This is a genomic window from Kitasatospora sp. NBC_00070 (assembly GCF_045041205.1).
GTDB lineage: Bacteria > Actinomycetota > Actinomycetes > Streptomycetales > Streptomycetaceae > Kitasatospora.
Map to the genome: position 1 here is coordinate 6,923,434 of NZ_CP108247.1, position 26,053 is coordinate 6,949,486.

26 protein-coding genes and 1 pseudogene are annotated in these 26,053 nt (G+C 74.3%); 10 read left to right on the forward strand and 17 right to left on the reverse strand.

What is annotated here, in order from left to right; genetic code table 11:
• Positions 1 to 72: 72 nt before the first annotated feature.
• Entirely contained in the window at positions 73 to 1,065 is a 993-nt protein-coding gene (locus OHV05_RS31290) for a helix-turn-helix transcriptional regulator (RefSeq protein ID WP_405020672.1), read from the forward strand.
• A 21-nt stretch (positions 1,066 to 1,086) separates the two neighbouring features.
• Here OHV05_RS31290 and infA read toward each other — a convergent pair whose 3' ends face one another.
• Positions 1,087 to 1,308, reverse strand: a complete 222-nt coding sequence (infA, locus tag OHV05_RS31295; RefSeq protein ID WP_405020673.1) for a translation initiation factor IF-1 — start codon at positions 1,306 to 1,308, stop codon at positions 1,087 to 1,089.
• Between the two features lie 62 nt (positions 1,309 to 1,370).
• A complete protein-coding gene (locus tag OHV05_RS31300) occupies positions 1,371 to 2,168 on the reverse strand; it encodes a GNAT family N-acetyltransferase (protein ID WP_405020674.1) in 798 nt (265 codons plus the stop codon).
• Between the two features lie 259 nt (positions 2,169 to 2,427).
• On the opposite strand from OHV05_RS31300, the gene OHV05_RS31305 reads away from it, so the two are divergent.
• The 3 genes from OHV05_RS31305 to OHV05_RS31315 all read left to right on the forward strand — a co-directional run bounded on the left by OHV05_RS31305 (position 2,428) and on the right by OHV05_RS31315 (position 5,970).
• Positions 2,428 to 2,880: a type II toxin-antitoxin system PemK/MazF family toxin gene (locus OHV05_RS31305; protein ID WP_403030993.1), complete on the forward strand. Its 453-nt coding sequence runs from the start codon at positions 2,428 to 2,430 to the stop codon at positions 2,878 to 2,880.
• A gap of 144 nt (positions 2,881 to 3,024) precedes the next feature.
• A complete protein-coding gene (locus tag OHV05_RS31310; protein ID WP_405020675.1) occupies positions 3,025 to 5,082 on the forward strand; it encodes a phosphocholine-specific phospholipase C in 2,058 nt (685 codons plus the stop codon).
• A 96-nt stretch (positions 5,083 to 5,178) separates the two neighbouring features.
• The gene (locus OHV05_RS31315) at positions 5,179 to 5,970 is read left to right on the forward strand and encodes an arylamine N-acetyltransferase (protein WP_405020676.1); all 792 of its coding nucleotides are present in this window, start codon (positions 5,179 to 5,181) and stop codon (positions 5,968 to 5,970) included.
• Here OHV05_RS31315 and OHV05_RS31320 read toward each other — a convergent pair.
• Positions 5,967 to 6,647, reverse strand: a complete 681-nt coding sequence (locus tag OHV05_RS31320; protein WP_405020677.1) for an ArsR/SmtB family transcription factor — start codon at positions 6,645 to 6,647, stop codon at positions 5,967 to 5,969. The two genes, OHV05_RS31315 and OHV05_RS31320, sit on opposite strands and share 4 nt — an antisense overlap.
• A gap of 65 nt (positions 6,648 to 6,712) precedes the next feature.
• Here OHV05_RS31320 and OHV05_RS31325 point away from each other — a divergent pair, with 65 nt between their 5' ends.
• Positions 6,713 to 8,293, forward strand: coding sequence for a cytochrome P450 (locus OHV05_RS31325; protein ID WP_405020678.1), 1,581 nt, complete (start codon positions 6,713 to 6,715; stop codon positions 8,291 to 8,293).
• Between the two features lie 70 nt (positions 8,294 to 8,363).
• Here OHV05_RS31325 and OHV05_RS31330 read toward each other — a convergent pair whose 3' ends face one another.
• The 5 genes and pseudogenes from OHV05_RS31330 to OHV05_RS31350 form a co-directional block, all read right to left on the reverse strand.
• Positions 8,364 to 9,374 carry a hypothetical protein gene (locus tag OHV05_RS31330; RefSeq protein ID WP_405020679.1) on the reverse strand — a complete coding sequence of 337 codons (1,011 nt, stop codon included), beginning with the start codon at positions 9,372 to 9,374 and terminating at the stop codon, positions 8,364 to 8,366.
• Positions 9,371 to 10,285: an ABC transporter ATP-binding protein gene (locus OHV05_RS31335; RefSeq protein WP_405020680.1), complete on the reverse strand. Its 915-nt coding sequence runs from the start codon at positions 10,283 to 10,285 to the stop codon at positions 9,371 to 9,373. The genes OHV05_RS31330 and OHV05_RS31335 overlap by 4 nt, the downstream gene beginning before the upstream one ends.
• The gene (locus OHV05_RS31340; protein WP_405020681.1) at positions 10,282 to 10,713 is read right to left on the reverse strand and encodes a GntR family transcriptional regulator; all 432 of its coding nucleotides are present in this window, start codon (positions 10,711 to 10,713) and stop codon (positions 10,282 to 10,284) included. Before OHV05_RS31340 ends, OHV05_RS31335 begins: the two co-directional genes overlap by 4 nt.
• A 79-nt stretch (positions 10,714 to 10,792) precedes the next feature.
• Positions 10,793 to 12,167 (reverse strand): annotated as a pseudogene (locus tag OHV05_RS31345) (DUF2079 domain-containing protein).
• 60 nt (positions 12,168 to 12,227) lie between these two features.
• Positions 12,228 to 12,641, reverse strand: a complete 414-nt coding sequence (locus OHV05_RS31350) for a hypothetical protein (RefSeq protein ID WP_405020682.1) — start codon at positions 12,639 to 12,641, stop codon at positions 12,228 to 12,230.
• Between the two features lie 218 nt (positions 12,642 to 12,859).
• Here OHV05_RS31350 and nadE point away from each other — a divergent pair, with 218 nt between their 5' ends.
• On the forward strand, positions 12,860 to 13,690 hold the full coding sequence (nadE, locus tag OHV05_RS31355) for an ammonia-dependent NAD(+) synthetase (RefSeq protein ID WP_405020683.1): 831 nt from the start codon (positions 12,860 to 12,862) through the stop codon (positions 13,688 to 13,690).
• 19 nt (positions 13,691 to 13,709) lie between these two features.
• On the opposite strand, the gene OHV05_RS31360 is transcribed toward nadE, so the two are convergent.
• On the reverse strand, positions 13,710 to 14,135 hold the full coding sequence (locus OHV05_RS31360) for a nucleoside deaminase (RefSeq protein WP_405020684.1): 426 nt from the start codon (positions 14,133 to 14,135) through the stop codon (positions 13,710 to 13,712).
• A complete protein-coding gene (locus tag OHV05_RS31365; RefSeq protein ID WP_405020685.1) occupies positions 14,132 to 14,986 on the reverse strand; it encodes an LLM class flavin-dependent oxidoreductase in 855 nt (284 codons plus the stop codon). The genes OHV05_RS31360 and OHV05_RS31365 overlap by 4 nt, the downstream gene beginning before the upstream one ends.
• Before the next feature lie 94 nt (positions 14,987 to 15,080).
• Between OHV05_RS31365 and OHV05_RS31370 the strand changes: the two genes are divergently transcribed.
• On the forward strand, positions 15,081 to 15,554 hold the full coding sequence (locus OHV05_RS31370; RefSeq protein ID WP_405020686.1) for an Lrp/AsnC family transcriptional regulator: 474 nt from the start codon (positions 15,081 to 15,083) through the stop codon (positions 15,552 to 15,554).
• Here the strand turns inward: OHV05_RS31370 and OHV05_RS31375 are convergent.
• From OHV05_RS31375 to OHV05_RS31405, 7 genes are all read right to left on the reverse strand, one after another.
• Complete coding sequence (locus OHV05_RS31375; protein WP_405020687.1) at positions 15,487 to 16,251, reverse strand: DUF6182 family protein; 765 nt, start codon at positions 16,249 to 16,251, stop codon at positions 15,487 to 15,489. The genes OHV05_RS31370 and OHV05_RS31375 overlap by 68 nt on opposite strands.
• Positions 16,248 to 17,426 carry a hypothetical protein gene (locus OHV05_RS31380; protein WP_405020688.1) on the reverse strand — a complete coding sequence of 393 codons (1,179 nt, stop codon included), beginning with the start codon at positions 17,424 to 17,426 and terminating at the stop codon, positions 16,248 to 16,250. Before OHV05_RS31380 ends, OHV05_RS31375 begins: the two co-directional genes overlap by 4 nt.
• A 51-nt stretch (positions 17,427 to 17,477) precedes the next feature.
• Entirely contained in the window at positions 17,478 to 18,410 is a 933-nt protein-coding gene (locus OHV05_RS31385) for a class I SAM-dependent methyltransferase (RefSeq protein ID WP_405020689.1), read from the reverse strand.
• On the reverse strand, positions 18,407 to 20,101 hold the full coding sequence (locus OHV05_RS31390) for a GH3 auxin-responsive promoter family protein (RefSeq protein WP_405020690.1): 1,695 nt from the start codon (positions 20,099 to 20,101) through the stop codon (positions 18,407 to 18,409). The genes OHV05_RS31385 and OHV05_RS31390 overlap by 4 nt, the downstream gene beginning before the upstream one ends.
• The gene (locus OHV05_RS31395; protein ID WP_405020691.1) at positions 20,088 to 20,726 is read right to left on the reverse strand and encodes a hypothetical protein; all 639 of its coding nucleotides are present in this window, start codon (positions 20,724 to 20,726) and stop codon (positions 20,088 to 20,090) included. The genes OHV05_RS31390 and OHV05_RS31395 overlap by 14 nt, the downstream gene beginning before the upstream one ends.
• A 274-nt stretch (positions 20,727 to 21,000) precedes the next feature.
• Positions 21,001 to 21,204, reverse strand: coding sequence for a hypothetical protein (locus tag OHV05_RS31400; RefSeq protein ID WP_403030959.1), 204 nt, complete (start codon positions 21,202 to 21,204; stop codon positions 21,001 to 21,003).
• Positions 21,205 to 21,369: 165 nt separating this feature from the next.
• Positions 21,370 to 22,344 (reverse strand): SMP-30/gluconolactonase/LRE family protein, encoded by a 975-nt coding sequence (locus OHV05_RS31405; RefSeq protein WP_405020692.1) that lies wholly within the window; start codon positions 22,342 to 22,344, stop codon positions 21,370 to 21,372.
• Positions 22,345 to 22,519: 175 nt separating this feature from the next.
• Here OHV05_RS31405 and OHV05_RS31410 point away from each other — a divergent pair, with 175 nt between their 5' ends.
• The 3 genes from OHV05_RS31410 to lpdA all read left to right on the forward strand — a co-directional run bounded on the left by OHV05_RS31410 (position 22,520) and on the right by lpdA (position 26,049).
• Positions 22,520 to 24,013 (forward strand): SDR family oxidoreductase, encoded by a 1,494-nt coding sequence (locus tag OHV05_RS31410; RefSeq protein WP_405020693.1) that lies wholly within the window; start codon positions 22,520 to 22,522, stop codon positions 24,011 to 24,013.
• A gap of 81 nt (positions 24,014 to 24,094) precedes the next feature.
• Positions 24,095 to 24,508: an SgcJ/EcaC family oxidoreductase gene (locus OHV05_RS31415; protein WP_405020694.1), complete on the forward strand. Its 414-nt coding sequence runs from the start codon at positions 24,095 to 24,097 to the stop codon at positions 24,506 to 24,508.
• A 134-nt stretch (positions 24,509 to 24,642) separates the two neighbouring features.
• Positions 24,643 to 26,049, forward strand: a complete 1,407-nt coding sequence (gene lpdA, locus OHV05_RS31420) for a dihydrolipoyl dehydrogenase (protein ID WP_405020695.1) — start codon at positions 24,643 to 24,645, stop codon at positions 26,047 to 26,049.
• The last annotated feature ends 4 nt before the right edge of the window (positions 26,050 to 26,053 follow it).

Sequence of the window (26,053 nt, forward strand, 5' to 3'; positions counted from 1 at the left end):
GCGGATCACCGCCTGGGCAGGTACCCGCCAAGAAGCGCCGGCTGACGCCGGGTCATGGGGAGGGGCAGGTCGATGCTGGCCGCGATAGGGCTGGACGAGCGGGCCGAGCGGCTCTACAGCCGGCTGGTGGTGCACGGCCCGGCCACCGCCGAGGAGTTGGCGGTCCGGTGCGGAACCGGGGTGACCGAGGCGGAGCTGGCGCTGGTGCTGCTGCAGACCCGGGGGCTGATCGCCCCGGAGGCGGACGGCTCGGCCCGGTACGCGGCCGCGCCGCCGTCGGTGGCGCTGGAGGCGCTGCTCACCGGCCAGCGGCACGCGCTGCGCGAGGCGGAGCTGTCCGCCGCCTCGCTGGCCGAGGCGTACCGGGTGGCCGCCGCCGACCAGAGCCACCGGGACCTGGTCGAGGTGGTGACCGGCCACGCGGCGGTCGGCCACCGGGTGGCCCAGCTCCAACTGGGCGCCACCACCGAGCTGCTGGCCCTGGTGACCGGTCGGCACCAGGTGGTCAGGGCGGACGCCACCGGGGCCGAGACGGACGCGGTCACCCGGGGCGTCGCCTACCGGGTGGTGCTGGAGCGGCCGGCCCTGGACACCCCGGAGTCGGTGACGGCGCTGTTCGAGGCGCTGGACCGGGACCAGCAGGTCCGGGTGGTGGACCGGGTGCCGGGCAAGCTGATCGTGGCCGACCGGGCCCGGGCCCTGGTGCCGCTCTCCGAGGCCAGGGACGGCGCCGAGCCGGTGGTGCTCTCGGTGCGGGCCCCCGCCCTGGTCCAGCTGATGGTGACGCTGTTCGAGCAGACCTGGGAGTGGGCCCACCCGCTCGGCCGGGACCAGAACGGCGCCCTGCTGGTCGAGTCCGCGCCGGGCGGCGGCCCGGACGAACTCGACCGCCGCGTCCTGTCGTTGCTGCTGATCGGGGCGACCGACCAGGCCGTGGCCAAACAGCTCGGCCTGGGCCTGCGCACCGTCCAGCGCCGGATCAGCCGGCTGATGGCGCTGGCCCGCGCCGACACCCGGATCCAGCTCGGCTGGCAGGCCCACCGCCGGGGCTGGGTCGCGGACTGACCCGGCGGTGGGCTGTGGTTCCTAGCGGTGGCGGAACATGATCCGGCCCCGGGTCAGGTCGTACGGGCTGAGCTCCACCAGCACCTTGTCGTACGGCAGGATCTTGATGTGGTGCCGGCGGATCTTCCCGCTGATGTGGGCGAGCACGTGGTGCCCGTTCTGGAGCTCCACCTTGAAGGTGGCGTTGCGCAGGCACTCGACGACGGTGCCGTCGATCTCGATCCCCTTGGAAACTCTGGGCATGTGTTCTCCTCGACTTCGACTTCGTTCGGATGTGTTCGGACGTGTACTGAGCTGCTGGGTCGTCAGCGGCGGACGAGTTCCAGGTTGGTGCTGGTCAGGCGGGCGCCGATCCCCTCGAAGAGCTGCCGGGCGGCGTGGTTGGACTCGCTGACCTCGGCGGTCGCCGCGGCGACCCCGGCGCGGTGCAGGGCGTCCAGCGTGTCGGCCAGCAGGGCCCGTGCGACGCCCTGCCGCTGCCGGTCGGCCAGGACGGCGAGCAGGCCGATCCGGGGCTGCCGGGGAACCGGTGCCAGCCGGAGCATGCCCACGTACCGGCCGTCCTGCACGGCCACCGCGTACTTCGAGGGATCCGGTACGGTGACCCCGTCCGGGAGCGGGATGACCTCGGCCGGCATCGTCTGCCAACCGACCCCGGCCCCGACCTCGGCGCGGATCGCCCGGTCCAGCGCGCGGAGCGGGTCCGCCACCGCCCGACCGGCCGGCAGGACGGTCACGCCCGGCGGCGGCCGCAGGGCGTCGAGCCCCGTGACGCCCGGGTCGGTGGGCACGGTGTACTGCCACTCGCGGCGGTGGGTGGTGAAGCCGACCCGCTGCCAAGCGGCCTGCGAGTCGGGATCGTTCTGGTCGGCCAGGGTGTACAGCGGGGTCGGCAGCCGGTCCGCCAGGGTCTCGGCGAGCCGGTCGAAGACCGGGCCGTCCCAGGCGTCGACGCTGACGAAGGTGCGCCCGTCGGGCCGACGCCAGGCGTCGCCCCGGCCGACCACCCGGTCGTCCCGCACGGCGTGCCACTGGTGTTCGTCGACCTGGAGGACCGTCACGGGGTGCCCGGTCGGGCCGGGGGAGGGGTGTGTGGTGTTCATGGCTGTCTGCCTCTCGGGAGTGCTGTGTGCTCAGGCACTCCCGGCGACACCTGTGTCAGTCGCCCAACCGCGAAGAAATGGGGGAGCACCCATGGGTTACTGCGAACACGGGTCTCACCTCCTGGTTGCGGCTTCTCGGCTGCCCGGACGGTATCAGCTGCCCGCCGCCGTGCCCAATCCGTTTTTGCCGTGCGGTCGGCCCCGATCGGGTGACCCGCACGGCTTGATCCGCTCGGGTCGGGCTCACTAGCCTTCCGGTATGGCCGAGTTGACCGAGCAGGACCAGCAGACCCCGGGCCGCTCCGGCGCCTCCGCGACCGTGGAGGTCGAGGCCCACCAGGTGGGTCGGGTGCGCACCGAGTACGCGCCGGACCACGACGGCGACCCCGATCCCGGCGAGATCGTCTGGACCTGGGTGCCCTACGAGGAGCGGGACGGCCGGGGCAAGGACCGCCCGGTGCTGGTGGTGGCCAGGGAGCCGGGCGGCACGCTGCTCGCGGTGATGCTCTCCAGCAAGGGGCACGACCGGGACGCGGACTGGGTGCCGATCGGCGCGGGCCCCTGGGACCGCTCGGGGCGCGACTCCTGGGTGGCGTTGGACCGGGTGATGCGGGTGCACGACCGGGGCATGCGCCGGGAGGCGTGCGCGCTCGACCGGGCCAGGTTCGACCTGGTGGTCGACGCGTTGCGCCGCCGCTACCGCTGGAGTTGACGGCGGGGCGGGTGCCGGGCGCGAGGTGAGGCGTTCGGCCGGTGTACTGCGGGCAGACATGACAAGTCCGCCGGGACGTACCCCGCACACGCTTCCCTGGGGTCGCCCACTGCCCGCCCCTCACCCGCAGAGGTCAACTCACCCATGGCTGAACTCAACCGTCGCCGTTTCCTCCAGCTGGCGGGTGGCGCGTCCGCGCTCACCCTGCTCTCCGAGAGCATCGCCCGGGCCGCCGCCATCCCGGCCCAGGGCAGCACCGGCACCATCCAGGACGTCGAGCACATCGTCGTGCTGATGCAGGAGAACCGCTCCTTCGACCACTACTTCGGTGCGATGAAGGGCGTCCGCGGCTTCGGCGACCCCCGCCCGGTCACCCTGCCGAGCGGCAAGTCGGTCTGGAACCAGGCGAGCGGCGGCAAGGTCACCCTGCCGTTCCGGCCGCCGGGCGACGACCTCGGCATGGAGTTCCTGCAGGGCCTGAACCACGACTGGGCGGGCGGCCAACAGGCGTTCAACAAGGGCAAGTACGACCAGTGGGTGCCCGCGAAGACCGCCACCACGATGGCGTACCTGACCCGGGACGACATCCCGTTCCACTACGCGCTGGCCGACTCCTTCACGGTCTGCGACGCGTACCACTGCTCGTTCATCGGCTCGACCGACCCGAACCGCTACTACCTCTGGTCGGGCCACACCGGGAACGACGGCAAGGGCGGCGGCCCGGTGCTCAACAACGCCGAGGCCGGGTACGGCTGGACCACCTACCCGGAGCGGCTGGAGGCGGCCGGGGTCTCCTGGAAGATCTACCAGGACATCGGCGACGGTCTGAACGCGGCCGGCTCCTGGGGCTGGATCAACGACGCCTACCGGGGCAACTACGGCGACAACTCGCTGCTGTACTTCAACAGTTACCGCAACGCCCAGCCGGGCAACCCGCTGTTCGACAAGGCCCGGACGGGTACGGACGCCAAGGCGGGCGAGGGGTACTTCGACCGGCTGCGTGCGGACGTGCAGGGCGGACGACTGCCCAAGGTGTCCTGGATAGCCGCGCCGGAGGCGTTCTCCGAGCACGCCAACTGGCCGTCCAACTACGGCGCCTGGTACATCGCGCAGGTGCTGGACGCGCTGACCTCCGACCCGGACGTCTGGGCGAAGACCGCGCTGTTCATCACCTACGACGAGAACGACGGCTTCTTCGACCACGTGGTGCCGCCGTACGCGCCGTCCGGCAGCAGCCAGGGCCTGTCCACCGTCTCCACCGCGCTGGACCACTTCGGCGGCAAGACCGGCTACGTGGCCGGTCCGTACGGGCTCGGGCCCCGGGTGCCGATGCTGGTCGTCTCGCCCTGGAGCACCGGTGGGTACAGCTGCTCGGAGACCTTCGACCACACCTCGGTGATCCGGTTCATCGAGCGGCGCTTCGGGGTGACCGAGCCGAACATCTCGCCGTGGCGGCGGGCGGTCTGCGGTGACCTGACGGCGGCCTTCGACTTCACCCGCACCTCGGCCGCCCCGGTCGCGCTGCCGTCCACCGCCGGGTACTACCCGCCCGACCGTGACCGGCACCCCGACTTCAAGGCCCCGGCCCCGGCGGTCGGCACGATGCCGAAGCAGGAGCCGGGCAGCAGGCCGACCCGACCGCTCAAGTACGCGCCGTACGTGGACGGTTCGGCGGACACCAGCGGCGGCAAGTACCGGCTGACCTTCAGCGGCGGGGCGGCGGCCGGCGCCAACTTCTACGTCACCTCGGCCAACCGGACCGACGCGCCGTGGAGTTACACCACCGAGGCGGGCAAGTCGATCGCCGACACCTGGAACACCCAGTACTCCGGTGGCGTCACCGACCTGACGGTGCACGGCCCGAACGGCTTCCTCCGCCGGTTCCGCAACCCCGGCAGGACGGCGGGCCCCGAGGTGACGGCCCGCCACAACGCGGCCACCGGCAACCTCGACCTGACCCTCACCAACGCCGCCACCGCCGACGTCCGGCTCACCGTCAGCAACGCCTACGGCGGCACCCCGCAGACCTTCACGGTCCGCAAGGGCGCCACCGTCGCCGTCCCGGTGAACCTGAGCGGCTGCCGCAACTGGTACGACGTCACGGTCACCGCCGCCGGCACGGCCGACTTCGTCCGCCGACTGGCGGGGCACGTCGAGACCGGGGTCGCAGGGCTCTCCGACCCGGGCATCATCACCGCCTGACCCGGCTCCGCCGCGCGCCCGCCGTCCCGCTTCCCCCGGGACGGCGGGCGTGGTCCGCCCGACCGGTTCTTGCCCGGCGGGGCGGATTCGGGTGGAATGGCCGGTGTGGATCATGTCTCAGCACCCGGTGCCCTGACCGACGAGCAGGTGGCGGGCTACCTGGCCCGGATCGGCCTGCCGCGACCCGAACGCCCGGACCGGGAGGCGTTGGCCGCGCTCCAGCGGGCGCACCTGGGTGCCGTCCCGTTCGAGAACCTCAGTGTGCGGCTGGGGGAGCCGATCGTGCTGGAGCCCGGGGCGCTGGTGGAGAAGATCGTCGGGCGGCAGCGGGGCGGGTTCTGCTACGAACTCAACGGCGCCTTCGCGGAGTTGCTGCGAGCTCTCGGCTTCCGGGTCACCCTGCTGGCGGCCCGGGTGTTCGGGAAGGAGCGGGTCGGCCCACCGTTCGACCACATGGCGCTGCGGGTGGTGGCGGACGGCGAGGCGTGGCTGGTGGACGTGGGCTTCGGCCGGTTCAGCGAGCTGCCGTTGCGGTGGGACGAACGCGGCGAGCAGGCCGATCCCGGCGGGGTGTTCACGCTGGTGCCGCGCGGTGACGAGCTCGACGTGCGGCAGGACGGTGACCCGCAGTACCGGCTGGACCAACGAGCTTACGAACTGGCCGACTTCGTGCCGACCTGCTGGTGGCAGGCCACCTCGCCGGACTCGCACTTCCGGCGGGCGGCCACCTGCTCACGGCTGACGGCGGACGGCCGGATCACGATCAGCGGTACCCGCCTGATCCGGACCGCCGCCGACGGCTCGCGGACCGAGCAGGAGCTCGGCGAGGCCGGCACGCCGGCCGCGTACCGGACGCACTTCGGCATCATCCTGGACCGCCTGCCCTAGTCGACGGTCAGGTCGAGGCCGAGCGCGTCCCGGAAGGCCGTCCGGCCGGCCGGGGTGACCGTCAACGCGCGGCCGGAGCCGATCCGTTCGACCCAGCGGCGGTCCAGGGCGCTGGTACAGAGGGCGGCGCCCGCCGCACCCGCCAGGTGGTGGCGGCGTTCGGTCCAGTCCAGGCAGGTGCGCAGCAGCGGGCGGGAGCCGCGCGGGGCCGAGAGGTCGACGCCCAGCTCGGCGAACCAGCGGCGGCCCGGGTCGGTCAGCGCGAGCCCGGCCTCCTCGGTGACCAGGCCGCGGGCCAGGGCGGCGGCCGCGACCCGCACGCCGAGTTGCCCGGCGAGGTGGTCGTAGCAGGTACGGGCCCGGGCCTCGGCGCCGCGCCGGGTGGACTCGCGCAGGGTGGCCGGCGCGGCGGCGTCGGGGCTGAAGGCGGCCAGATTCTCGATCAGTTGGGCGGCCGCCGGGCCGGACAGCCGGACGTACCGGTGGCGGCCCTGGCGCTCCTCGACCAGCAGGCCGCCGGCGATCAGGCGGGACAGCTGCTCGCTCGCGGTCGAGGCGGAGACGCCCGCGTGCCGGGCCAGCTCCCCGGCGGTCCAGGCCCGCCCGTCGAACAGGGCGAGGCAGAAGGCGGCCCGGGTGCGGTCCGCGAGCAGGGCGGCGGTCTCGGCGAGCGACATGCCCCCATCATGCCCCGGGCACGGTTCGGCGGCGGCCGAAGTGTCCCGGGCCTAGCCTGCGAGCCATGAACACCACCGAGCACCGCTTCGACCGGTACACCGACGTCCGGGCCGCGCTGGCCGATCCGCACCTGGTCCCGCTGCCCGCCGAACCGGGCCCGGTCGGCACCATGGCCTGGCTGCGCGCGACGGTGGCCAGGTTCGGCAGCGGCCCCGAGCACGCCCGCCGACGGGCGCTGGTGGAGGCCGAGTTGGCGCGGCTGGACCCGGCGGAGCTGCGGCGCTCGGCCGCCGCCGGGCTGGACGGCGACGCCCGGGTGCGCGCGGTCCGGGCGCTGGCGGAGGTGCTGGGTTTGGCCGAGCCGGACGCCGTGGCGGCGGCGGTCGGCGCAGCGGCGGGGACGTACTTCGGCGGCACCGACCCGGCCGCCGACGCGGCGGTGGCCTGGCTGCTGCCCCGGGTCGGCGGCGCGGACCAGGAGGCGGCCGCCCAGCGGATCGGCCTGCTGCTGCAAGCCTTCGAGGCGACCGGCACGCTGGTCGACAACGCCCGGACGGCACCGGCCGGTTCGGCGGTGCGGGCGCGGCTGACCGAGACGCTGCGGTACGACCCGGCGGTCCGGGTGATGCGGCGGGTGGCGGCCCGGCCGACCGAGGTGGCCGGGGTGCCGATCGCCGAGGGCGACCTGGTGCTGCTCGATCTGGCCGCCGCCAACCGCGACCCCGAGGTCTTCGCCGAGCCGGACCGGTTCGACCCGCTCCGGTCGGGGCCGCCCGCCCTCACCTTCGGCAGCGAGCCCCGGCGCTGCCCCGGCCGGGAGCACGCGCTCGCGCTGGCCGCCGGCATCCTGGCCCCGGACCGGGCGGTCGAGCCGCCGAGCGCGTTCGCCGCGCTGCACCGGGCGGGGGCACCGCTGCTGCTGCCGAACGCCTGGGACCACGCCTCGGCGGCGCTGTTCGCGGCGCAGGGCTTCCCCGCGATCGGTACCACCAGCCTCGGGGTGGCGGCGGCGAGCGGGCTCCCGGACGGCGCCGGGGCGACCCGGGCCGAGACGCTGCGGCTGACCCGTCGGCTGGGCGGTGGGGCGTTCCTGCTGTCGGTGGACGTCGAGGGCGGTTTCAGCGAGGACCCGGACGAGGTGGCGGAGTTGGCCCGGGAGCTGGCCGCCGCCGGAGCGGTGGGCATCAACCTGGAGGACGGCCGGGCGGACGGCACGCTCGCCCCCGTCGGCCTGCACGCGGCCAAGATCGCGGCGGTGAGGGCCGCGGTGCCGGGGCTGTTCGTCAACGCCAGGACCGACACCCACTGGCTGGGCGGGCGGCAGGCCGAGACCGCACTCCGGCTGGACGCCTACCAACAGGCCGGTGCGGACGGTGTGTTCGTGCCGGGGCTGACCGACCCGGCGGAGATCGCGGCGGTGCTGGCGCGGCTCGACGTTCCGCTGAACGTGCTCCACTCGCCGACCGGCCCGACCCTGCCGCAGCTCGCCGACCTGGGCGTGAGCCGGGTCAGCCTGGGGTCGCTGCTGTACCGGGCGGCGCTGGGCGCGGCCCTCGGGGCACTGGAGGACATCCGGTCCGGCCGGCCGGTCCGGGGTGAGGTGCCCTCGTACGACCGGGTGGCCGGGCTGGCCGAGCTCGCCTGACGTCCCCCGGACGAGGCGCGGCCGCCGCCCCGGTCGGGACGGCGGCCGGTTCGCCCGGAGTGCCCGCGGGTCAGCTGACGGGCCGTCCGATCCGACGGACGGTCCAGGTGACCAGTGCGGCGGTGAGCAGCAGCAGGATGGCGGCCTCGACCAGCTGGATCGGCACCAGGTGCGAGACGGGGTGGTACTGGCCCCACCAGCCCACCACGCTCTCGCAGTCGGCGGTGTCGTGGCAGAAGAAGCTCACCTTGCTGCCGTCCGGGAGCACCCGGCCGTGCTCGACCAGCCAGGCGTTGGCGGGTTGCATGAACTGGTTGCCGATGCGGTCGATCGGCTGGACACCGCTCAGCACCGGGTACAGCGTCGGTCGGAGCAGTCGCATCACCCCCATGGCGACCAGGCCGAGCAGGCCGGTGAGCAGGATGGCGGATACGGTCCGGCGGCGCCAGAGGCCGATCGCCACGCCCAGGGCGAAGCCGAACAGCGACCAGCTGACCGGCATCAGGCCCAGCACCGGGTAGGTGAACCCCTGGAACGGCGGGTCGAACACCTGCGGCGAGTGGAGCATGTCGGTCCGCCACACCCAGCTGGACAGGACCGCCAGCACGCTGCTGGTCAGCGCGACGGCCGCCATCGGCACGGCGATCCGGGCGACCAGCCAGCGGGTCGGGGTGACCGACTGGGCCCAGACCAGGCGGTGCGTGCCGCGCTCGAACTCCTGGGCGAGCAGGGGGGCGCCGAGCAGCATCCCGATCAGCACGGGCAGGAAGGTGACGACCGGCTGGAACACGTCGAGGTACAGGGCGGCGAAGATCTCCATCCGGTGGGCCGCGGTGTAGCAGTTGGTCCCGTTCCAGGACCCGGCGAGGGTGCAGTTCGCCGAGCGCAGGGTGTCCGCCGGGTCGGTGACGGCCAGGTGCACGGTGAGCAGCAGGACCGTCAGGAGCAGCAGACCGACCGTCAGGGCGAGGACCGCCGGCCTGCTCTGCCGCCAGGCCAGCCAGACCGGGCCGGTCGGGCGCCAGGTGGATCGGGTGCGGCCGGTTCCGGTGCCGGTTCCGTCGAGGACAGTTGTGCTCATGCGGCGGCCTTGCTGTGCGTGGTGGTGTCGGCGTCGGTGGAGGGGGAGCGCAGATAGCCGAGCAGCAGGTCCTCCAGGCTCGGCCGGTCGCTCTCCCAGGCGTCGGTGACGGGGGCGCCGGTGCGGACCAGGGCGGTGGTCCGGCGGCCGGTGGAGCGGCTCTCCACCACGGTGTGGCCCGCCAGTTGGGCCAGGTCGCCGCCGCCGGTCAGCAGCCGGTGGTCGTCCAGGAGCTCGTCCGGGTCGCCCGCCAGCACGACCCGCCCCGACCGGACCAGCAGCAGGTGGTCGATCACCCCGTCCAGCTCGGCCAGCACGTGCGAGGAGAGCACCACGGTGGTGCCGTGCTCGGCCGCCGCCGCCATCAGGGCGCCCATCAGCTGGTGCCGGGCGAGCGGGTCGAGATCGGCCATCGGCTCGTCCAGCAACAGGAGTTCGGGCCGTTTGCCGAGCGCAAGGGCGAGCGCGACCCGGGTGCGCTGGCCGCCGGAGAGCGAGCCGATCCGCGCCTTGCCGCGCAACTCGCCCTGGTCGACGATCCGTTGGGCGAGGTCCTGGTCCCAGCGGGGATTGAGCTCACGGCCCAGCCGCAGGGTCTCGGCGACCGTGAAGCCCGGGTAGAGCGGCCGGTCCTGGGCCACGAAGCCGATCCGGGGGCGGAGTTCCGGCGTGTCCCCGGCCTCGCCCAGCACCCGCAGCTCGCCCTCGGTGGGGGTGAGCAGGCGGGCGCCGAGCGCGAGCAGGGTGCTCTTGCCCGCGCCGTTCGGCCCCACCACTCCGCAGACCCGTCCGACGGGGAGCTCGAAGTCGCAGTTCCGCAGGGCCCAACCGTCCCGGCGGCGCAGGCCCAGGCCCACTGCCGCCAGGGCCAGGCCCCCGTGGGCCGACTGACTGTCCGTCGGGTGGTTCACCCGGTCCTCCCGTTGTCGTCGTTCGGTACTGCTGCCGGGGTCACCCCGGTGTCGAACCGTTGCTCCAGTACGGAGGTCATCAGCGCGGCGATGTCCTCGCGCTCCAGGCCGGCGGCCCTGGCCTCGTCCACCCAGCCGACCAGCCCGGCGCGCAGCGGTCCGTCGGCCGCCGCCTCCGGCCGGGCCAGCGAGCGCCGGACGAAGGTGCCGAGCCCCGGCCGGGGCTCTACCAGCCCTTCGCGTTCCAGCTCGCGGTAGGCCTTGAGCACGGTGTTCGGATTGATCGCGGTCAGCTCGACCACCTCGCGGGCGGTCGGCAGCTTGTCCCCCGGCTGCAGCTGGCCCAGGCGGAGGGCCTGTTTGGTCTGCTGGACGATCTGCTGGTAGGTGGAGACGCCGCTGCGTCGCTCGATGCGGTACTCGATCAAGCGCCATCAGCCTTTCACTAGTGAAGTAGTGGAATAGTGGCGGACCGGTCCGCCGTGGTCAAGTCGGAGAGGGAGGGGGTCAGCCCCGGTGCAGCAGGACCAGCCCGTCCCGGTCCACCAGCCGGTGGTAGCCGCGCTGTTCGTACGTGGCGAGCATCCGGGTGGTGTCGGTGATCGCGCACGGGGCCTTGACGCTCGGGTCGGTCAGGTCGGCCACCACCCAGTCCGGCGCCGGGTCGTCGTCCCGGCAGACCAGGGTCACCGTGGCCCGGGCGGTCAGCTGCGCCGCCAGCCGGTTCGAGGCGGACACCCGGGCGCCGTCCGGTATCCGGTCCAGGACCGAGCGGATCGCCACCAGCCGGGGCGAGGTGCGCCAGGTCTCGGGCATCACGACCTCGTGCAGCGGATAGAGCGGCAGGGTGACGGCGGTGACCAGGGCGCTGACCGTGAGGGCACGTCGGGTGCGCTGCGGTCCGGCCCGGCGCAGGGCGTCCACCAGGGCGGCGGCCAGCAGCGGCATCAGGACCGCGCTGTAGTGGTAACTGACACCCCAGTAGTGGGAGTTGGCCGAGGCCAGCCGCCAGCCGAGGGTGGGCAGGCAGAGCAGTGCGAGCGGCGACCGCAGGCCGAGGAACCCGGCGGTGGCCGCGAGCAGGAGGAGCAGCAGCCACTTCACCGGCGGCCAGCCGAGGTGCAGCGCGGTCGACCAGAGCGGCCGGTCCCGGCCGGCGTCCGAGAGCTGGTGCCAGTAGTCGAAGCCGCCCTGCGGGTTGAAGGCCGGCAGCACCACCAGCACGGTCAGCAGCACGGCGACCACCCCGCCGACGGCGACCGCGATCCCCGGCCGGGCACTGCGGCCGGCCCGGCGGGCCTGGACCGCCACCAGTGCCCCGACGGCCGCCACGGTCAGCCCGAGATCCTCCTTGACCAGCACCAGTGGCAGCGTCCAGAGCAGCGCGGCCGCCCGGCGGCCCTGGCCGAGGGCGGTCGCCGCGAAGGCCAACAGCGGGACGGCGAAGGCTATTTCGTGGAAGTCGTCGGCGGCCGCGTTGACGATGCCCCAGGACGCCCCGACCCCGCACCCGATCACCAGCGCGGCCCGCCCGCCGCCGACCCGGTGCGCCCAGCGGGACGACGGCGAGGGCCATCAGCAGTGCCTGGGCGACCAGCAGGGTGACGGGGGTCGGGAACTCCCGGTAGGCCGGGGCGAGCACCGCGAGCAACGGGTGGAAGTGGTCACCGAGCAGGTGGTAGCCGGGCCCCTTGAGCGGCACGACGGGAGCCTGGCCGTGGGCGTACGCGCGGACGGCCTGCTCGAAGATGCCCAGGTCGTACGCCTGGGTGAGGCCACGGCGGTGGCGGTTGACGGCGACGCAGCTGTAGGCAGTGGCGAAGGCCGCCGCCAGCGTCCAGGCCAGCGCGGTCGGGCGGCGGAGAAGTGATGCTGGGCGCACGGCAGTAGTACCCTTTCACTATTGGAATAGTGAAAGGGTGGAGGAAGGGCCGAGTGATCGTCAAACCCCGGGCCCGGCGCGGTCCCAGCCGACCTGCGCCGACAGCACGGCGGCCTCGGCGCGCAGCAGCGCGGCCCGTTCGGCCGGGCCGGTGCGGTCGTACCCGGCGGCGGCGGCCTCGCGGTCGGCGATCTCGGCCCGGACGATCTGCTCGATCCGAGCCTCCGTCAGCACCCGGCGCTCGGCCTCGGCGGCGCCCAGGCCGACCGCGATCCGCTCGATCGCCAACGACGACCCGCTCGCGCCGGCCGGGACGTCGACCGCCTCGGCGTTCTCGATCGCGGCGAGGGCCGACCGGAGCGCGCTGGTCGCCACCTTGTCGCGGGCCTTCATCGCCGCCGGGAGCGCGGCCCGCAGTCGCTCGCGCAGCGGGGCGGCCGGGACAGGGGCAGGGGTGGGGAGGTCGGTCGGCATGGCCCGACCGTACGGACCCCGCCGGGCCCGGGCAACCGACTTCCCCGGGGGGTGGTGGCGGCGTCGGCGCAGGTCGGTGGTGCGGGCCGGGGAGGTGGCGTCGTCGGGCGCGGTGCGGGCTTCCTCTAGAGTGCTTCCGTCCCCCCTGTGCACGCGTGGGGCCCCGGCCCGGCGGCGCGTGCCGACCCCGCCCGTGCGGGCCCGACCGAGGAGCTACCGTGACCGACCTGGCGTCCACTTCCCTGCAGCAGGAGATCGCCCGGGATCTCCAGGTGAGCGAGTCCTTCGACGCGCAGCAGGAGATCGAGCGCCGGGTGGCCTTCCTGGCCGGGCAGTTGACCTCCTCCGGGCTGCGGTCGCTGGTGCTGGGCATCAGCGGCGGCGTCGACTCCACCACGGCGGGCCGGCTGTGCCAGCTGGCCGTCGAGCGGGTCCGGGCGGCCGGCCAGGAGGCGACCTTCTACGCGATGCGGCTGCCGTACGGCGCCCAGGCCGACGAGCAGGACGCCCAGCTGGCGCTGGAGTTCATCCGGCCCGACCAGGTCCTCACCGTCGACGTGAAGCCGGCCTGCGACGCCGCGCTGGACGCCGCCCTGGCCGGTGGCGTGGTGTTCCGGGACGCGCACCACCAGGACTTCGTGCACGGCAACATCAAGGCCAGGCAGCGGATGGTGGCGCAGTACGTGGTGGCGGGCGCCCGGGACGGCCTGGTGGTCGGCACCGACCACGCCGCCGAGGCGGTCTCCGGCTTCTTCACCAAGTTCGGCGACGGCGCGGCCGACGTGGTGCCGCTCACCGGTCTGACCAAGCGTCGGGTGCGGGCCGTGGCGGACGTGCTCGGCGCGCCTGCCACGCTGGTCCGGAAGGTCCCGACCGCCGACCTGGAGACCCTGAACCCGGGCCGCCCGGACGAGGAGGCGCTCGGCGTGACGTACGACGACATCGACGACTTCCTGGAGGGCAGGCCGGTCGACGAGGCGGCCGCCGGGGTCATCGTCCGGCGGTACCGCCTCACCGAGCACAAGCGTCAGCTGCCGATCGCCCCCTGAGCCCGGGGGCGCGGTCCGGTCAGCGGTAGTAGCCCTCGACCACGGCCCGGACCTCGTCCAGCAGGGCGGGGCCGTCCTGCTGGACGGGCGGGCGGCCGCTGCCGGGCCTGATGTCGAGGAGCTGGGCGCCGGACAGGGCGAACACCACCCGCCGTAGTCCGGCCTGCTGGATGACGGCCCCGCACATCCCGCACGGCTCGCAGCTGGTGTACATGGTGGTCTCCGCCGCCGTGGCCGGGTCCAGCTCGCGCGCGGCCCACCGGGCCAGTTTGAGCTCCGGGTGGGCGGTGATGTCGCGGTCGGTGCGGGTGGTGTTGCGCGCCTCGGCCAGCACGGTGCCGTCCGGGGCCGCCAGCAGTGACCCGAACGGCGGGTCACCGCCCTCGCGGGCCTCGGCCGCGAGGGCGATGGCCCGGCGGAGCAGGGTGTGGTCGTCAGTGGTCATCGGGAGCTCCGGTCTTCAGAGGTGTGGGCGGCCACCGTGGCCAGGGCCTGCCAGGCCGGCTGCGGGTGGCGGGTCGCGTGCGGGTCGCCGGGGTAGGGGTCGAGGACGACGGTCTCGGCGCCGAGCAGGCGCAGCCGGTCGAGGTCGGCCATGACCTGCTCGACGGTGCCCTCGCCCGCGAGCCGCTCCGGCCCGGTGACGGGTGCCGGGGTGAGCCGCAGCGCGATCCGGGGTGCGAAGGCGGGCACCGGCCGGTGCTCCGCCTCAGCCGTCGTCCGCAGCCGGACGGCCGCCTCGCTCAGCCACGGCAGGGTGCAGCGGAGCGGGTGCCAGGCGTCCCCGAGCCGGACGGCCCGGCGCAGCCCCGCGTCGCTGTTGCCGCCGACCCAGAGCGGGATCCGCCGCTCCCCGTAGGCGGCGGTGTCGGCCCAGGCGGCCCGGAGCTCCCGCAGGTGATCGTCCGTCAGGCGGCCGCGCCGCTCGAACGGGACGCCCAGCGCGGCGAACTCCTGCCGGGCCCAGCCGACTCCCACCCCGAGCACCAGCCGCCCGTCGCTGAACGCGTCCAGGTTGGCCGCCATCCGGGCGGTGAGCAGCGGGTGCCGGTACGGCGCGATGAGCACCGTGGTGCCGAGCCGGATCCGGGTGGTGAGGCCGGCCAGCCAGGAGAGCGTGGTGAACGGCTCGTAGAAGGGGGCCGGATAGCGCTCGGCGACGTCGGGGGTGACGGCGACGTGGTCCGACACCATCAGCAGGTCGAAGCCCAGGCCCTCCACCGTACGGGCCCAGTCGCGCAGCATGCCCGGGTCGGTGCCCGGGCCGAAATTGGGGACGTTCACGCCGATCTTCACAGCGTCGAGCCTAGCCAGCACGGGTCGGTGGCCAGAAGGGATTCCGCCCTGTTCAGCGGCGGTCCGACCGTGGATTCACCGGTAATCTGACCGGATGACCGAGAGTCTCGACGCGACCGACTGGGCGATCCTGACGGAAGTGCAGCAGGACGGCCGGATCGCCTTCACCGAGCTGGCCCGGCGGGTGAACCTGAGCCCGTCGGCCACCACCGAGCGGGTCCGCCGGCTGGAGGCGGCCCGGGTGATCACCGGTTACCGGGCGGAGGTCGACCTGGAGCGGACCGGGCACCCGGTGCTCGCGGTGATCCGGCTGAAGTACCCGGGCACCCGGCACGAGCCGCTGCGCCGGCTGCTCGGCGAGCGCCCGGAGATCCTGGAGTGCCTGCGCACCACCGGCGACGACTGCTACGTCCTGAAGGTGGCGGCCACCTCGATGTCCCACCTGGAGGAGCTCGTGGACGCGCTGGCCCAGTTCGGCAGCACCACCACCAACCTGGTGCTCAGCCGGACCCTGCCGTACCGCGGTCCGAGCGAGCCCCGGACGTCCTGGGGCTCGCCTCCTCGGTGAGGCCGGCGGCGGCCTTGAGGCGGTCGGGGTGGTGCGGGTCGGTGACCACCCGGAGGGCGGCGAACGGGGCGGTCAGGCCGAGCAGGCGCGGTACCTGGCGCAGTGTCAGGCGGTCGCCCGGGGCGAGCAGCCCGTCCAGGACGGCTTCGACCAGCACGTGGTTGAGGTGCACCAGGGCCTCGGCCAGCGTGCAGCCCTCGGTGGCCAGGTACAGGTCGCGGTGCCGGCCGGTCGGGGCGCCCGGGAGCTTGATCAGGGTGTCGGGGCGGGCCGGCAGGGCGGCCGGGGCGTCGAACAGCTTGAGCAGACGGCGGAGCGTGCCGACGCTCGGGCCGGGCGCCGGAGCGGTCCAGGCGGCGGTGGCGCCGGGGGTCACGTGGGCGAACCGGAAGCGCTCGCCTAGGTTGGCGGGGTTGCCCGCGAGGAAGAGGGTGCGGGTGAACGAACGACGCCAGCGGGCACCGTCGGCGGGGTCGATGCCGAAGGCGAACTCGCAGGTGGCGCGGGTCCATTCGGCCAGTTCGAGGTGGCGGATCACCGCCACCACCAGGGTCTCGCCGGTCGCTGCGGCGACGGACCGCTGGGCGTCCAGCAGACCGGCCAGGGTGCCGAGGTCGAAGTCCTCGGCCAGCTCGGGCCGGGCGGTCCGGACCCGCAGGCCCGCCCGGTCGAGCAACTGCTCCTGCAACGGGCTCACACGAACACCTCCGTGAGCAGCTCCCGGCTGGGCGCGGCGGCGCGCTTGCCGAGCAGCGAGCTGGTCAGCCGGTACGGGTCGATGTAGGTGTGGTCGCGACGGTGCCGGCCGAGCAGCCCGGCCAGCGCCGCCGGGTCGGCCTCGGCGCCGAACCCACCGCTGGACAGCAGCCGCCCGGCCCGGGTCAGACACTGGCGGAGCAGCTCGGGGCGGAAGGACTGCCCCTGCCCCGGCCCGAGCACGGCGATGAAGTAGAGCCGCATGCCGAGCCGGACGGTGGGCCCGTCGTGCTCCGCCAGCGCGGCGGCGAGCAGCGGGCCGGCGTGCTGGTGACCCCAGCCGCCGTGCCGGGCCGAGCGGATCGAGCCGTCGATCGGGACCCGGCCGACCGGCACCCGCCGGACGGTCGGCCCGAGGTCGGACAGCACCCGCTCCAGCAGCTGGTAGTCCGGGTCCAGCTCCGGGTCGTAGAGCAGCACGATCTCGTCGAACTCGGCGGCCAGCGGCACGAGTTCGCGCAGCGCGCAGGCGAGGTAGTTGGGCCGCCCGTCGGCGGTGACGATCTGCCGCAGCGGGAGCCCGTGCCGGGTCAGGTCGAGGTGTACCGGGCCGTCCAGCCGCCGGTGGTCCAGGCACAGGCCCCGGGCGGTCAACCCGGCCAGCATCTCCTCCAGCCCGTGGCCGGGCGGCTGGTGGGCGCGCAGGCCGGGGTCGTACAGGCCGAGCGCCCGGTACTGCCCGGCCCACAGGTCGAGGATGCGCGCACTGGCGGGGTGCACCCAGCCCTGGTCCACCGCGTCGGCGTACGGCCGGAGGGCCCGGGCGGAGGCCCGCTCACCGGCGGCGCGGAACGCCACGTAGTGGTCGCCGATCTGCTGTTCGGTGAGGTCCTGGTAGTCGGTGTCGCCCTGCGTCCGGTCGAGGAACTCCCAGAAGCCCAGGGTCTGTTCGGTGGGGTGGTAGGTGGTGTGGCTGTAGCGGTAGTGCACCTCCGCGAGCGGGCGGGTGGCCCGGTACATCACGTCCGTCCAGAGCAGTCCCTTGAGGTGACTGGGGGTCAGTGGCTTGGACGGGGTGATGGTGATCGGCGCCAGCAGCACCCGGCGGGGGCCGGCGGGGCCGGTCGCGGCCGGGGCGGTGGTGGGGCGGGGCGCGGCGAGGAGGTCGACGGTCACGGCCGCACCCCCCTCGCCGGGCCGGCCGGCCGGATCACGACGGTCGGCATGTCAGTTCCGCCTCCCGTGGACGAAGAACACCCGCCGCACGCCGCGCTCCCCGCGCGGCGGGACCGGGTCGGGCCAGCGGCCGAAGTCGGCGCCGGGCTCGCCGGGTTGGACCGCCTCGGCGGTGTACCCGAAGGAGCCGAACAGCGCCTCCGGCTCGTCGCTGCCGAACAGCCACGGGCAGCCCCAGTCCGCGAACACCGCGAGCAGCGCGGTCATCTGCGGTGCGGTCAGGGCGTCGGTGTTGACCAGGTCGGCGGCGATCCGGCTGCCGGGCGCGGAGATCGCGGCCACCCGGCGGAGGATGCGGTGGGTGTCGGCCTCGGGGAGGTAGTAGAGCAGCCCTTCGAGCAGCCAGGTGGACGGGACGGACGGGTCGTAGCCGGCCGCCAGCAGCCGGTCCTCCCAGTCGGGCGCGGTCAGGTCGACGGCCAGTGAACGGTGGTCGACCCGGGGGGCCGTCCCGGCGAGCTGCTGCTCCTTGTAGGCCAGCACGGCCGGCCGGTCCAGCTCGAACCAGCGCACCCGGGACGGCCAGTCGAAGCGCCAGGCCCGGGAGTCCATCCCGGCCGGTGCCAGCACGATCTGGGTGGTCGCCGGGTCGGCGGCCGCCGCCTGGAGGTAGTCGTCGAAGAACCGGGTGCGGATCGCGTTGTAGTCGGGCGTGCTCGGCACCGTCCGCGCACCGGCGGCCGGGAAGGTGGCGGCCCGGACCTCGGCCAGCAGCCCGAGGCCGGTCTCGCCCGCGAGGGCGGCGGCGTACGGGTCCTGGTAGAGGTGGTCGGCGCGCCCGCTCTCGATCGCCCGGAGGGCGGCGGTGAGCAGCGAGGTGCGCTCCACCGCGTCCAGGGCGGCGATGCCCGGTGCCGTGCGCTCCGGTGCCGTGCTGCTCGGTGACGTGGTGTCGGGCCGGGCGGCGTGCGGTGCGGTGGTCATGCGGGCTTCCCTTCGGTGGCCGGGCGGCCGGTGAGTCGGTGCCATTGCTCGGGGTCCTGCCGGAACAGCCGGTCCTTCACCTGGGTCGGCCGGATCCCGGTGCCGACGGTGTGCTGCCAGTCCCGCAGGAAGGCGTCCGGGTCGAGCCGCAGCACGGTCGGGTCGCCCAGCCGCCCGCCGGCCCTGGCGGCGCGGTAGTCGGCGGACTCGGCGTGCAGGCCCTGGTCCAGCAGGGTGGCGAACCTGCCGGTCTCCTCGGTGCTCCACGGGGTGCGCGGTGCGATCGCGAACTCGTAGGCGGGGGAAGGGTCCTGGGTCCTGACCCGGCAGGCGACGTTGCGCAGCTCCAGACCGGTGCGGTCGAGCGCGCCGGCCAGCGCCCGGGTGACCTGGCCGTCCCGGAGGCGCTCGCCGGCCACGTTCGAGCGGGTGCTGCGGCCGGTGTACTCGACCCGGGGCACCCCGTCGATCCGGTCGACCACCCGGACCACGTCGCCGACCGAGTAGCGGTACAGGCCGCCGACGTGGCTGAAGACCACGTGGTAGTCCCGGCCCACCTCCAGCTCCTGCGGGTCGAGGGTCGCGACGTCCGGTCCGAGGTCCTGGTCGGCGTCGACGAACTCGTGCACGGCGGCGGTCACCACCAGGCTGCCCGCGCTGCCGTGCCGGTCCAGGGCCACCCCAGTCGGCCCCTCGGAGGCGGCCACCGGCGCGGGCAGCGCGGTCACCCCGGCGCCGAACTCCTCGCGCAGCCTGGGCAGGTAGAGCGAGGCGAGCCCGGTGGTCCAGCAGAACAGCGCCCGCAGGTGCGGCCAGACGTCGGCCGGGCGGACGGTGCCGCGCCGGGCGGCCAGCCGCTCCAGCTCGGCGGCCCGGCGCGGGTTGGGCGTCCGGTGCGGCACGCCGCCGAGGGTGCCGTCGGCGACCTCCCGGACGATCCGGGGCCACCACAGGTTCAGCTGGTGGGGCAGGGCCGCGATCATCGCCGGGTTGATCCCGATCACGCAGCGCACGTCGCTCTCCACCGCGAGCCGCAGCCGCAGGTACATCCGCTCCAGGTGCGCCCCGGGCTCGACGTGCACCGGCAGGGTGGCCCAGGGGGCGCCGGTGCCGGGCTCCGCCGACAGCGGCTCGCCGAACCTGGCCCCGAAGTCGACCTGGCTGGCGCCGACATGGGGCCGGCCGTCGCCGGTGGTGGGCGGGGCGGAGAGCGGGTCGTGCTTCAGGTTGAGCACCGCGTCGGGCCGGTCCAGCACGTCGGGGAAGTGTTCGAGCAGCGGGGCCCAGGCGGCGTAGTAGAACGGGAAGAAGGTGGTCCGCATGAACCGCGGGGTGACCGGGATCTTCTTGTGCGCGCCGGTGGTGCCGCTGCTGGTGAAGTAGACGGCGGGCTGGTCGGCGGTCAGCAGGTTCGGCTCGCCGGCGGCGGCCCGTTCGATCCACGGGCCGAGCGTGCCGTAGTCCTGCACCGGGACGGCCTTGCGGAAGTCGTCCAGGGTGCGGATCCGGTCGAACCCGTGCTGCTTCCCGTACCGGGTACCGGAGTTGAACTCCAGCAGGTCGGCCAGCACCCGGCGGCGGTGGCCGTCGGCGTCGCCGAGCGCGGCGCGCAGCCGGGCCCGCTCCAGGAAGACGCGTTGACGGTAGCGGAGCAGGCGGTCCGGGTCCTGCCAGGCCTCAGCCGAGTTCATCTGCGAGCACCTTTCGTATCGACTCCGCGGTCCGGTCCGGGTCGTCCTGCTGCTCGACCACGGTGACCGGGAGGTGGGAGATCTCGTCGTGCATCGTCTTGCCGAGGTCGCTCTGGTAGCGGCGGAAGCCGTCCCAGCTGGGCCGGTCGCCGTAGTACTCCAGGCAGTTGAGCCCGGCGCCGGCCTTGCTGCGGCGCCAGGCGACCTCGGGCCGGACGTCGAGGTAGAGCACCCGGCGGGGCTGCGGGAAGGACCGCCACCAGCCGAGCAGCGGGCTGTCCGCGGCGCCGGCCAGCCGGGCCTTGGCGAGCAGCTTGTAGTAGTAGGAGTCCACCACGGTCGGCGTGGCCGGGTCCTCGGCCAGCCGGTCGCGCAGGTGCACGGCGGCGGTCTGCAGCATGGTGACCAGGAAGTCCGGGGACCAGGCCGCGGACCGTCCGGCCACCTCGCGGACCACGTCCCGCCGCAGCCGGGCGAGCAGCGCGTGCTCCGGGGCGAGCCGGTCGTCGTCGACCGAGAGGGTCCGCCAGGGCTGCCCGGATCTGCCGAGCCGGGAGAGCGCCGAGGACTTGCCTGCGTAGTCGGGGCCGACCAGGACGCAGAAGGCCGGGCTGGTTCCGGGCATGGCTCGGCGCTCCTTCACAGGGCGTGGGGGGACTGCGGGGTGAGGACTCGGCCGGGACGACGTGATCGAGGGGTGGGCTCCGGCCGTCGTTGCCGCGTGGTGATAGTCGACCATGCCAAGTGGCACACGATCAGGTCAACCAAAGGTGCCCCCTCACCGGTCGGCCCGGTGACCCCTGGGGTGCGGGTAGGGGTTGCGCACGGGCCCGGCGGCGGTTCGGTCCGGCGCGGCTGACGGCCCGTCCGCTCCGGCGCCCGGTGCACCTGGCCGACCGTCAGGCGGCGACCGCCGCGCGCAGGCGGGCCACCACCACGGCGGTGGCCTCCCGGGTGACCGGGTCGGGGTCGTCCAGGCGCTCGGTCAGCAGCTCGACCGCCGCCGCCACCACCGCCGCCGGGAGCACCACGTCACGCAGCCCGAGCATCTGGGCGGCCGCCCGCTGCCCGGCGCTGCCGTGGCCCTGGGACGGGAAGGTCATCGGGGCGCTCCTGGGACCACGCTCGCTGCTCACTGCTGCTGTACCTCCGTGCCGACTCGGCGCGGGGAACCGGTGCCCGCACTACCAGCACAACCGATCCCCGGGCCACGGGTTACGCCGGAGGACGGGCGAGTCGGCCCCCGGTGGGGACCGACCCGCCGGGTGTCAGCCGCGCGGGACGGCGATCGCGTCGTAGTCGGTGCCGGGCAGCGGCTCGGTGTCGAAGCGGGCGTTCGGCAGGTAGAGCCGGTTGCCGTGGGCCGCGACGGTGGTCGGGATCCGGAACCTCGGGTCGGTGATCCGGCGGGTCACCCGGCCGCTGCGGCCGGCCGGGTCGAGCCGCAGCACCGCGATCTCGTTGAACAGGTTGCGCACCGCGAAGAGCTCGCGGCCCTGCCGGAGCAGGCCGTCGCCCCGGGTCAGGCTCTCGCCGCCGAGGTCCGCCTTCCGGGCCACCCCGCTGCGCGGGTCGACCCGGTGGAGACTGCCGGTGGTCATGTTGACGACCAGCAGGGCGCGGCCGTCCGGCGTCGTCTCGATGCCGTTGGCGCCGAAGGAGCCCGGCTCCTGGTCGAACTCGCCGGTGAGCGGCAGGTGCCCGACCTGGTCCGGCCGGGGCAGCCGCCCGCCCGGGCCGAGCGGCAGGACGTGCAGCACCGGCCGGGCGGAGTCGGTGAACCAGGCCGCCTCGGGGGTGAGCACCACGTCGTTGACGAAGGTGTCCTCCCCGGTGACGAACCGGTACGAAGCGAGCACCGCGCCGGTCCTGGTGTCGAGCACCCGGGCGTCGCCACCCCCGCCACCGGCGACGAACAGCCGGTCCCGGCCGTCCACCTTCAGGCCGACCGAAGGGGTGCCGGCGGCGGGCCCGGCGCTGAAGGCCGTGCCCCGGCCGGTGGCCAGCTCGACCCGGTGGATCGCGCCGTCCGCGAGCGAGCCGAAGTAGGCCCGGCCCCGGGAGTCGATGGCGATGCCCTCGGGCTGGAAGCCGTCCGGCAGCGCGAAGCGGTCCGGCCAGTGGGCGCCGGAGCGGTCGGCCGCCTGCGCCGTGGAGCCCGGCAGAACCGAGCCGAGCAGGGCCGAGCCGCCGACGGCGGCGCCCAGCCCCAGCAGGTTGCGGCGTGAGATGTTTTCGGACATGCGGAGTTGTCCTTCCCCCGTGAAGTGATGGCGCCACTCCAGCACAGCGGGTGGTGGTCCGTACCTCTGTTCCATCGCTCTGCACAATCGGTGCAGGTGCGTCCGGATCGGGTCGCGGCGAGCATGGGGGCAGCGTGCCGTTCCGACGGACCGTCCGCAGCAGGGGAGATCCGAGATGTCCGAGCCCGCCGCCCGACCCGGGCGCTGCCTGGTGACCGGTGCCACCGGCTACCTCGGCGGCCGGCTGGTGCCCGAGCTGCTCGCCGCCGGGTACCGGGTGCGCTGTCTGGTCCGCGACCCCGGGCGGCTGCGCGACCACCCGTGGCGGGCCGAGGTCGAGGTGGTGGCCGGTGACGTGACCCGGCCGGAGAGCCTGCGGGGGGCGTTCGACGGCGTCCGGGTGGCCTACTACCTGGTGCACTCGCTCGGCACCGGGCCGGATTTCGAGGCGACCGACCGGGCGGCCGCGCTGGCCTTCGCCGGCGCCGCCGAGGCGGCGGGGGTGCGGCGGATCGTCTACCTGGGCGGGTTGGTGCCCGCCGGGGTGCCGAGCGCGGAGCTCTCGCCGCACCTGCGGTCCCGGGCCGAGGTGGGCGAGCTGTTGCGGGCCGGCGGGGTGGACACCGCCGAGCTGCGGGCGGCGGTGATCCTCGGCTCGGGCTCGGCCTCCTTCGAGATGCTCCGGTACCTGACCGAGCGGCTCCCGGCCATGGTGACCCCGAACTGGGTCGGCACCCGGATCCAGCCGATCGCGGTCCGGGACGTGCTGCGCTACCTGGTCGGCGCCGCCGAACTGCCCGCCGGCGTGAACCGGACCTTCGACCTCGGCGGCCCCGACGTGCTGACGTACCGCCAGATGATGGTGCGGTACGCCCGGGTGGCCGGGCTGCCCCGCCGGGTGATCGTGCCGGTGCCGGTGCTGACGCCCCGGCTCTCCAGCCACTGGGTCGGCCTGGTCACCCCGGTGCCCGGTGCGCTGGCCCGGCCGCTGGTCGAGTCGCTCCGGCACGAGGTGGTCTGCGGCGAGCACGACATCGCCGGGTACGTGCCGGACCCGCCGGACGGGCTGATCGGCTTCGACCGGGCGGTCCGGCTGGCGCTGCGCCGGATCAGGGACGACGAGGTGGCCACCCGGTGGTCCTCCGCCTCGCTCCCCGGTGCCCCGAGCGACCCGCTGCCCACCGACCCGGACTGGGCCGGCGGCAGCCTCTACCAGGACGTCAGGGAGCGGACGGTGGACGCCTCGCCGGCCGCGCTCTGGCGGGTGGTCGAGGGCATCGGCGGCGCGAACGGCTGGTACTCCTTCCCGCTCGCCTGGGCGCTGCGCGGCCGGCTGGACCGGCTGGTCGGCGGGGTCGGCTTGCGCCGGGGCCGCCGTGACCCCGGGCGGTTGCGGGTGGGCGACTCGCTGGACTTCTGGCGGGTGGAGGAGATCGAACCCGGCCGGCTGCTGCGCCTGCGGGCCGAGATGCGGCTGCCGGGACCGGCCTGGCTGGAGCTCTCGGTGGACCCGGCCCCGGACGGCGGGGCGGTCTACCGCCAGCGCGCGCTGTTCCAGCCGCACGGACTGGCCGGGCACGCGTACTGGTGGTCGGTGGCCCCCTTCCACGCCGTGGTCTTCGGCGGGATGGCCCGCAACATCACCGAGCGGGCCCGCACCGACGGCTGACGCGGGGTCAGCGGGGCCCCTGGTCAGGGATCGGCAGCCGCTCGGTACAGTCGGCGAAACGTTTCGGATCAAGGGGGAGAGATGACCGAGGAGAACGGGTCCGAGCGCCGGATCGCCGCCGTCCGGCAGGTGATCGAGGACGCCGGGACACACCAGAACGACCCGGCGCACTTCATCCCGCTGCACACCGCCGAGACCAGCGTCGTGAACTTCGGCGGCCGCCGGGTGCAGGGCCGGGAGACCCTCCGGGAGGCGATGACGGCCGCCCTGGCCTCGCCGCCGGCCGATGTGCTGACCCGGGTCGAGATCGAGGAGATCCGGTTCCTGCGGCCCGACGTGGCGCTGGTCGCCTGCGTCAAGCAGGTCTTCGACGGGCGGGCCGCCGGGCAGGCGGGCGCGTTGCCGGCCTCCTCCGGGCGGCTGATGTACGTGCTCACCGAAGAGGCGGACGGCTGGCGGATCGCCTCCGCGCAGACCACGCCGATCCTCGGCTGACCCCCACGGTTCCGAGCCGGAGACCGGGAAGCGCAGCGGCGGTCACCGGGTTGGCACCGTCGAACGTGGTTTCACTGTCGGGTACTGAGCGCGCCCGGCACCCTCACAGCGGCACTCGGTACGGAGAAGGAAACATGAGCACGCATTTCGATCTCGTCGTCCTCGGGGCGGGCCCCGGCGGTTACGTCGCGGCGATCCGGGCCGCCCAGCTCGGGCAGAGCGTGGCGGTCGTCGAGGAGAAGTACTGGGGCGGGGTCTGCCTGAACGTCGGCTGCATCCCCTCCAAGGCGCTGCTGCGCAACGCCGAGCTGGCGCACGTCTTCCAGCACGAGGCCGAGACCTTCGGGATCAAGGTCGAGGGCACGGTGACCTTCGACTACGGCGCCGCGTACCGCCGCAGCCGCAAGGTGGCCGACGGCCGGGCGGCCGGCGTGCACTACCTGATGAAGAAGAACGGCATCACCGAACTGAACGGCCGGGGCACCTTCCTGGACGACCACACGCTGTCGGTCGCGCTGACCGCCGGCGGCACCGAGACGGTGACCTTCGACCACTGCGTGATCGCCGCCGGGGCCACCACCCGGCTGCTGCCCGGCACCTCGCTGAGCGAGCGGGTGGTGACGTACGAGGAGCAGATCCTCAGCGACACGCTGCCGGAGAGCATCATCATCGCGGGCGCCGGTGCGATCGGCGTCGAGTTCGCGTACGTGCTGCACAACTTCGGCGTCAAGGTGACCGTCGTCGAGTTCCAGGACCGGCCGGTGCCGCTGGAGGACGTCGAGGTCTCCGCCGAACTGGCCAGGCGGTACCGCCGGCTGGGCATCCAGATCCTCACCTCCACCCGGGTGGACGGGATCGACGACGGCGACCCGGCGGGCAAGGTCAGGGTGACCGTCACGCGGAACGGGCAGCAGGAGGTGCTGGAGGCCGACAAGGTGCTCCAGGCGATCGGCTTCGCGCCCCGGGTGACCGGCTACGGCCTGGAGCGCACCGGGGTCGCGCTGACCGAGCGCGGGGCGATCGCGGTGGACGCCAGGGGCCGCACCAACGTGCCGCACATCTTCGCGATCGGCGACGTGACGGCCAAGCTGATGCTGGCTCACGCGGCCGAGGCGATGGGCGTGGTGGCGGCCGAGACCATCGCCGGTGCGGAGACCATGGAGCTGGACTTCGTGATGATCCCGCGCGCCACCTTCTGCCAGCCGCAGATCGCCAGCTTCGGCTGGACCGAGGCGCAGGCGCGCGAGCAGGGCTTCGACGTCAAGGTGGCGAAGTTCCCGTTCACCGCGAACGGCAAGGCGCACGGCCTGGGCGAGGCGGTCGGCTTCGTGAAGGTGATCAGCGACGGCCGGCACGGCGAACTGCTCGGCGCCCACCTGATCGGCCCCGAGGTCACCGAGCTGCTGCCGCAGCTGACGCTGGCCCAGCAGTGGGACCTGACGGTCCATGAGCTGGCGCGCAACGTGCACGCCCACCCGACGCTGGGCGAGGCGGTGAAGGAGGCGGTGCACGGCCTGGCCGGGCACATGATCAACTTCTGAGCCG